Here is a 6,836-nt window from a genome sequence, read left to right on the forward strand (position 1 = left end):
GAAAGAATTGGGAGGGTCCGGGGGGACTGGGGTGATGGGGAACCTTGGGGGGGGAGGGGGGGAAAGGGGGGGGGGTGGGAGGGGGAGGCCGCCGCAGAGTTCTCTGCGGCGGCCTCCCCGTACACCCGACCCCTTCTGCCAACCCCGTCTCCCCTGCCCGTTGTTCGCGGCCCGGGTGGTGGACCGGGCGTCCAACCGTCCGCTTTCGACACTCGGACGCCCGGTCCCCTCGGCGTGCTCAGCCCATCTGCGGCACCTCGTCCCTGACCCGGACCGCGAACTCCGACCACAGGTCGGCGAACTGACGGGCCAGGTCGGCAACGATGTCGGTGCAGTGCGGAGGGACGTTGTTGATGATGGCGTCCCACTCCTCCTCGCGCACGGTGTGGAGCGCGAGCAGGCGCAGCAGGTTGCGTCCCGTCTCCGTGAACCGCAGGGCCGGGTCGGCCGTCAGGCGCTTCACGAGCGCGGCCCGGTCCAGGACCGGCTCCCCGTGGGGGCGAGCGCCCGTACGGACGAGCCCCAGCGAGGTGGCCCTCGGCTGGTCCACCAGGGTGTCCGCCGCTCCTCGGCGCCTGCGCGGCAGCGGGTCCTCACCGTTGCGCAGCCGGTTGCGGACGTCGCGGGCGGTCTCCGGGGAGATGCCCGCCGCGTGGGCGACCTGGCGCAGTGACAGGCCCGGGTTCTCGGTGAGCAACTCCTGCGCGTGGAGCCGCCCCACACTGCCGTCGAGCGGGCGAAGCCGGCCGTCCTGACCCAGTCGGCGCCCGCTCGGCCCGGCGTCGAGGCTCATCCTCCGCCTCAGGTCGCCGACGGTCCCCGGGGAGATCCCGGTGACGGAGGCGACCCGCCGGTCCGACCACTGAGGGTGCGTCACGATGATGCGGTCGGCGGCGCGTTTACGGTCCGACAGGGCCAGTGGCAGACCGTGGGCGACGTTCAGTTTCACCGCCAGGACGAAGGCCGCCGCCTCGTCCCCGTCGAAGTACCTGGCGGCGATGGTGTGTCCGCCCCGAAGGCGGGTGGCCTTCAGCCGGTGGAAGCCGTCGATGACGCGCATCGTCGACCGGTGCACCGTGATGGGCGGCAGCGGATCCTGGACGGCGGCCAGGATCTGAATGTGTTCCGGCCGCTCTCCGGCCAGTCGTGGCGAGCCCGACAGGTCGAGGGTGTCGATCTCGACCTCCACGACGGGCTGCTGCTTGAGTTCCTCCTCCTCGGGTTCCATCCCGGCGCCTCTCAATCGCCGTCGCGGACACGGCCGAAGGCCACCGTCCGCGCAAGGTTTTCTTGCCGCACCACCCCATGGGCGACATATACACGGTGTTTTGCCTGGGATTGCAGGAACCAGCCAGTTTCCAATGCTCTCGACTCCCCCTTGACGATGTGGAGCAAAAGATCTCAGCGGCTGTCGTACTTCCGCAGATGTGTCCGAAATTAACAGCATTGAATCCACATCGAAACCCCTGACCGCAGCGCCCGAACGACCCTTACGCCCCCTGTTTCCTAGGGGTTGCAAGGGTCGGCGAAGCGGCGGGATCGGGGACACCCCCGGGGAGGACGGGGGTGTCCCCGGGTGGGGAGGGGTCAGCTCGCGCGGGCGACGCGCCGGGTGCCCGGACGGGCGGGCAGCGGCATGGTGAGGGACCGGCCCATCAGCGGAGACAGGATCGTGACGGCGTCCGCGATCTCCCGGATGTCGTCTCCGGTGAGGGCCTGTTCGCCGTCGCACCGCGCCTCGCCGGGCCGCGGGTGCACATCGACGATGACACCGTCCGCGCCGGCCGCGAGCGCGGCCCGGGCCAGCGGTACGACCAGGTCGCGGCGGCCCCCCGAGTGGGAGGGGTCCACGATGACGGGCAGGTGCGACAGGCGCTGGACGACCGGGACGGCGCTGATGTCCAGGGTGTTGCGGGTGGCGCTCTCGAAGGTGCGGATGCCGCGTTCGCACAGCACGATGTCGAGGTTGCCGCGCTGGGCGATGTACTCGGCGGCGCTGAGCCATTCCTCGATGGTGGCGCTCAGTCCCCGCTTGAGCAGGACCGGCCGGCCCGACCGGCCGACCGCCTGGAGCAGCGCGAAGTTCTGCATGTTGCGGGCACCGACCTGGAGCATGTCGGCGTAGGAGGCGACCATGTCGACGTCGCCCGGGTCGATGACCTCGGTGACCACCGGCAGCCCCGTCTCGGCGCGGACCTCGGCGAGGATCCTGAGGCCGGCCTCGCCGAGCCCCTGGTAGGAGTAGGGCGAGGTACGCGGTTTGAACGCGCCGCCGCGCAGCAGCGAGGCGCCCGCCTTCCGGGCCAGCAGGGCGGCCTGCAGCGTCTGTTCGGCGTTCTCCACCGCGCAGGGTCCGGCGATCACACTGAGCGTGCCGGGCCCGATGGGCACACCGCCGACCCTGACCACGGAGCGCGCGGCGTGGTGCTCCCGGCTGACCAGCTTGTACGGGACGGACACCCGCATGACCTGGAGGACACCGCGGCGGCTGCCCAGGTTGAGTGCCTCGAAGTCGTCGACGTCGCCGACGAGTCCGACGATGGTGCGGGAGACACCGCGGCTGACGAAGGCGTCACCGCCCGCCGCCCGCACGAGTGCGACGACGGCCTCTACGTCTTCCTGGGTAGCCTCGGGGGCCATCACCACGACCATGACTTCTCCTCTGTCTGCTGGCTGCTGATTGCTGCGGGACGTGGGTGGCATGCATGGGACCGGGGAGCGATGCCCCCGCCGGACGGGGGATGACCAGCAGGGGGCATCGCCGTTCAGGTGGTGGCCAAGGCCTCCGTGGGGGGCAGCCGGGCGGCGCGTACGGCCGGGTAGAAACCGGCGAGACCGCCGATGACGAGGGTGGCGCCGACGCCACCGACCATCGCCCAGACCGGCACGACGGACGGCAGGCCCTGGTAGCCGGCGTATCCGGCCGTGACGCCGATGCCGAGGAGTACGCCGCCCAGTCCGCCGAGCGCGGAGAGCAGCAGTGCCTCGGACAGGAACTGGGTGCGGATCTGGCCCCGGGTCGCCCCCAGCGAACGGCGCAGACCGATCTCGGAGCGGCGCTCCAGCACGGAGATCACCATCGTGTTGGCCACGCCGACACCGCCCACCAGCAGGGCCACACCGCCGAGTCCCAGCAGCAGCCCGCTGAGCGCCTCGTCGGTGGCCTCCTTCGCGGCCAGCGCGTCGGAGGGGCGCGAGACGTTGACGCCGCTGGGGTTCTGGGGGTTGGCGGTGGCGCCCAGCACGGCCTGCACGTCGGCGACGGCGGATTCGTCGGTACGGGTGTAGACGGCCGTCGGATATCCGTCGAAGCCCAGGAGTTCCTCGGCGACCGGCCATCCCACCAGGGCCGCGGAGTCCAGTTCCGGCAGGAGCTCGTTGGGGGCGAGCAGGCCGACCACGGTGAACCAGCGTCCGCCGATCCACACCTGGACGTCCTCGCCGGCCTGATGCACACCGATCTGCTGCGCCGCCTTGGCGCCGAGGACCACCGCCGGATACCGGCTGTTGGCGCCGTTCAGCCACCGGCCGTCGACGATCTCCGCTCCGGTGCTCTTCGGCAGATCCGTGCGGGCCGCGACGACCGTGAGACCGCCGGTCTCCTCCTTGGGTATGTGGTCGTTGCGGTAGATCTTCGCGCTCGTCTTGCCGATGGCGGACACCGACTCGACGGCATCGATGTTGCCGATCATGCCGACCGCCTCGTCGGGCAGGTGCGCGGTGTCACCGCTGATCGACTGCCCGGGTGTGACGGTGAGCAGGTTGGTCCCGAGGGCCGCGAGCCGTCGGTTGAGTCCCTCGGTGGACGAGCTGGAGATGCCCACCACCGCGACCATGGCGGCGATGCCGATGGCGATGCCGAGCGCGGACAGGAAGACCCGCATCGGCCGGGACCGCAGACCGGAACCGCCCACCCGCAGCACGTCGGCCGGGCCCATCCTGGCCGGCCTGGGGCGGGTGGGAGGCGGCAGCGTGAGCCACTCCAGCTCCTCCGCCTCCGGCTCGGTGTGGAGCGTGCTCATGACGTGATCTCCTGGGGGACTCGGCCGGCGAGTGCCGCCGGGCGGCCGGAGTCGTACTCGATCAGGCCGTCCCTGACCCGGACCTCGCGGGGCAGGGACGCGGCGATGTCGTGGTCGTGCGTGATGACCACCACCGTCGTGCCCGCCTCGTGCAGTTCGTGCAGCAGTTCCATCACCACGGCACCCGAGCGGGAGTCGAGCGCTCCCGTCGGCTCGTCGGCGAGCAGCAGCGGAGGGTCGCCGAGTACGGCGCGGGCGATGGCCACCCGCTGTTTCTCGCCGCCGGACAACTGGTGCGGCTGGTGGCCGAGCCGGTGGCCGAGGCCGACCCGGCGCAGCGCTGCCTCGGCCTTCCGGCGCCGCCAGGCGCGCGGCCTGCCGCTGTAGAGCAGCCCGTCGGCGACGCTGTCCACCGACGGCACCCCCTGGGCGAGGTGGAACTGCTGGAAGACGAAGCCGATGGTGCCGGCCCGCAGCGCGGACAGTTCACGGTCGGTGAGTTCGTCCGTGAGGTGTCCGTCGATGCGCACCGTGCCGGCGGTGGGCCGGTCGAGGGTGCCCATGATGTTGAGCATCGTCGACTTGCCCGAGCCGGACGGGCCGACGATGGAGAGCAGTTCGCCGCGTCTGATGACGAGGTCGGCGCCCTTGAGGGCCTGGACATCGCCGTAGGTCTTGGTGACCCCGTTCAGGTGGACGACGGGGTGGGCCGGACCGGTCACTTGGGCACCCCCACGACCATGCCTTCCTTGACGGTCGCCCCGGTCACCTCGACCAGGTTGCCCGCGAACATGCCGAGCTTCACCGGGACGTACGCGACGCCCTTGTCGGTCACGGCCTCCAGGGCGTAGCCGCCGCGTTGGGCGGTCAGCGCGTTGACGGGTACGGCGAGGACGTCCTCGCGGGTCTCGGCCTTGAGGACCACGTCGACCTGGGCGGCCTGGTACCGCCCGAGCTTCTTCTGGTCCTCGATCTCCAGCTGCACCGGGATGGTGGCGGTGTCGCTGCCGCCCTCGGACTGCTGACCCGAGTCGCTCCCGGAGCCGCTCTGCGTGGGCGGCGGGGTGCCGACGTCGGTCACCACGGCCTCGACGGTCGTGTCGTCGGGGAGGGTGACGGTCGCCTTGGTGCCCTTCTTGACGAGGTCCTCGTACTGGGGGTCGAGGTCGACGTTCACGACCCGCGAGGTGCCCGTCCAGGACAGCAGGCTGCCGCTGAGCAGGGCGCCGGGGACCGACTTGACCTCGGCGACTCGGCGGGCGCCGGAGGCCACGACGGCGTCACCGATCTGGACGGTGCCGGTCTCCTCCCGGTCGAGGTCCTCCTGCCACTCCCGGACGGCGTCGGCCGTGTCGGACGTGTAGGTGTCGTCGACGGTGAAGCCGGTGTAACCGAGGGCCTTCAGGTTCTTTTCGAGGATCTTGACGTCCTCGCCCTCCTCCCCGATCTGCAGGGTGCGGTAGAGGGGGATGGAGCCGTACAGCAGCGGCACCTTCTGCTGGCCCACCCGGTAGACGGTGTCACCGCGTTCGAGGACGACGCCGTCGGTCGGCAGCCAGGTGATCACTCCGGCACCGGTGCCGCCGCTCCCGGAGCCCTGCTGGCCGGTGCCCGAGCCGGTGCCGGCGGCGGAGGCCGGGGCCTGGACGTCGGTCGCGTCGCCGTAGCTGAGGTTGCCGTCCACCGTCTCGGTGTCGGTGAGCGTGGTGCGCTGCACCTTGGTCGTGGCGGGCGGCCCGGAGGGGGCGGTGTTCGCCGGGTCCTCGCCGTCGCTGCCGAACGTTCCGGACGCGGCCATCCCGGCGGCCACGGCGACGGCGATCGCGACCACCACGAGCAGCACGGTGCGTACCGGGCGGCGCCCGCGGCCCCCCGGGGCCGACGCCGGATCGTCGGCGTCGGCCCCGCCGTCGTCGCTCCTGGTGTCTGGCGGCTCGGCCGGCTCCTCGGTCCCGGTGGCCGCCACGGTGTCCGGTGTCCTGCGTTCCAGGGTGTTCGGCGTCTCGCCGCGCACCGCGAGTTCGGTCTCGTCGGAGGTCGTCACTGGCCCGGCCCCGGTCCCAGCATCAGGCCGCCGCCCGGGTACTTGTCCTGGCAGGCCTGCTGCGCCTTCTGGAACTCCTCGGGCGTGATCCCGGCCGCCTTGGGGTCGATCGTCATGTTGCCGCCGTTGATCTCCGGGTCGGGCAGCTTGGTGAGCCCGTTCTCCCGCAGGCACTTGGCCCACTCGGCGACCTTGGCGGAGTCGAGCTGGCCGCCTCCGGCGCCGCCGGAGCCGCCCTGGCCCTGCGGCATCCTGTCCCGGCAGGCCTCCTCCGCCTTCTGGTAGTCGGCCGAGTTCGGGTCGACGTCACCGGGGCTGATCCGGACGCCGCCGCTGTCCTGCTGCGGGTCGGGGAAGTTGGCGACGCCGTTGGACCGCATGCACTGGGCGTAGTCCAGTGCCTTCTCGAAGGGGCTGGTCGGGGAAGCCGAAACCTCGTTGCCGACCTCGCTGCTGGCGTCGGGCGTGTCGTCGTCGGAGCATCCGGTCACACAGAGGGCGACGACGAGCGCCGACGCGGCCAGCACGCTGTGCGAGAGAGCTCGCTTCTTCAGAGTGAACATGCGATCAGTTCTACGCAGCGGCCGGTCACACGGCGGACACAAAAGACGGCACCCGCACCACCCATGACACGCATGCCGCCCACGACGCGAAGTGGCCCGGGGGGGGGGGGGGGGGGGGGGGGGGGGGTGAGGGGGGGGGGGGGGGGGAAGGGGGGGGGGGGGGGGTGGGCGTACGGGGTAAAGTACGGAGGCTGGCAGGGCGAGTTC

Annotated in this window: 6 protein-coding genes; all 6 read right to left on the minus strand. The window is 71.6% G+C overall.

Going from position 1 to position 6,836, the window contains the following annotated elements:
• Nucleotides 1–238: 238 nt before the first annotated feature.
• Nucleotides 239–1,228, minus strand: coding sequence for a streptomycin biosynthesis protein (locus ACZ5VD_RS43080; RefSeq protein WP_468685927.1), 990 nt, complete (start codon nucleotides 1,226–1,228; stop codon nucleotides 239–241).
• Nucleotides 1,229–1,587: 359 nt separating this feature from the next.
• Nucleotides 1,588–2,652: a 3-deoxy-7-phosphoheptulonate synthase gene (gene aroF / locus ACZ5VD_RS43085; protein ID WP_468553750.1), complete on the minus strand. Its 1,065-nt coding sequence runs from the start codon at nucleotides 2,650–2,652 to the stop codon at nucleotides 1,588–1,590.
• Nucleotides 2,653–2,765: 113 nt separating this feature from the next.
• The gene (locus tag ACZ5VD_RS43090; protein ID WP_468685938.1) at nucleotides 2,766–3,938 is read right to left on the minus strand and encodes an ABC transporter permease; all 1,173 of its coding nucleotides are present in this window, start codon (nucleotides 3,936–3,938) and stop codon (nucleotides 2,766–2,768) included.
• Nucleotides 3,939–4,018: 80 nt separating this feature from the next.
• On the minus strand, nucleotides 4,019–4,744 hold the full coding sequence (locus tag ACZ5VD_RS43095; RefSeq protein ID WP_468553749.1) for an ABC transporter ATP-binding protein: 726 nt from the start codon (nucleotides 4,742–4,744) through the stop codon (nucleotides 4,019–4,021).
• The gene (locus ACZ5VD_RS43100) at nucleotides 4,741–6,066 is read right to left on the minus strand and encodes a peptidoglycan-binding protein (protein ID WP_468685928.1); all 1,326 of its coding nucleotides are present in this window, start codon (nucleotides 6,064–6,066) and stop codon (nucleotides 4,741–4,743) included. Before ACZ5VD_RS43100 ends, ACZ5VD_RS43095 begins: the two co-directional genes overlap by 4 nt.
• The gene (locus ACZ5VD_RS43105; protein ID WP_468553747.1) at nucleotides 6,063–6,629 is read right to left on the minus strand and encodes a hypothetical protein; all 567 of its coding nucleotides are present in this window, start codon (nucleotides 6,627–6,629) and stop codon (nucleotides 6,063–6,065) included. Before ACZ5VD_RS43105 ends, ACZ5VD_RS43100 begins: the two co-directional genes overlap by 4 nt.
• Nucleotides 6,630–6,836: the final 207 nt, after the last annotated feature.

The sequence above is a fragment of the Streptomyces sp. NPDC032822 genome (assembly GCF_055578825.1).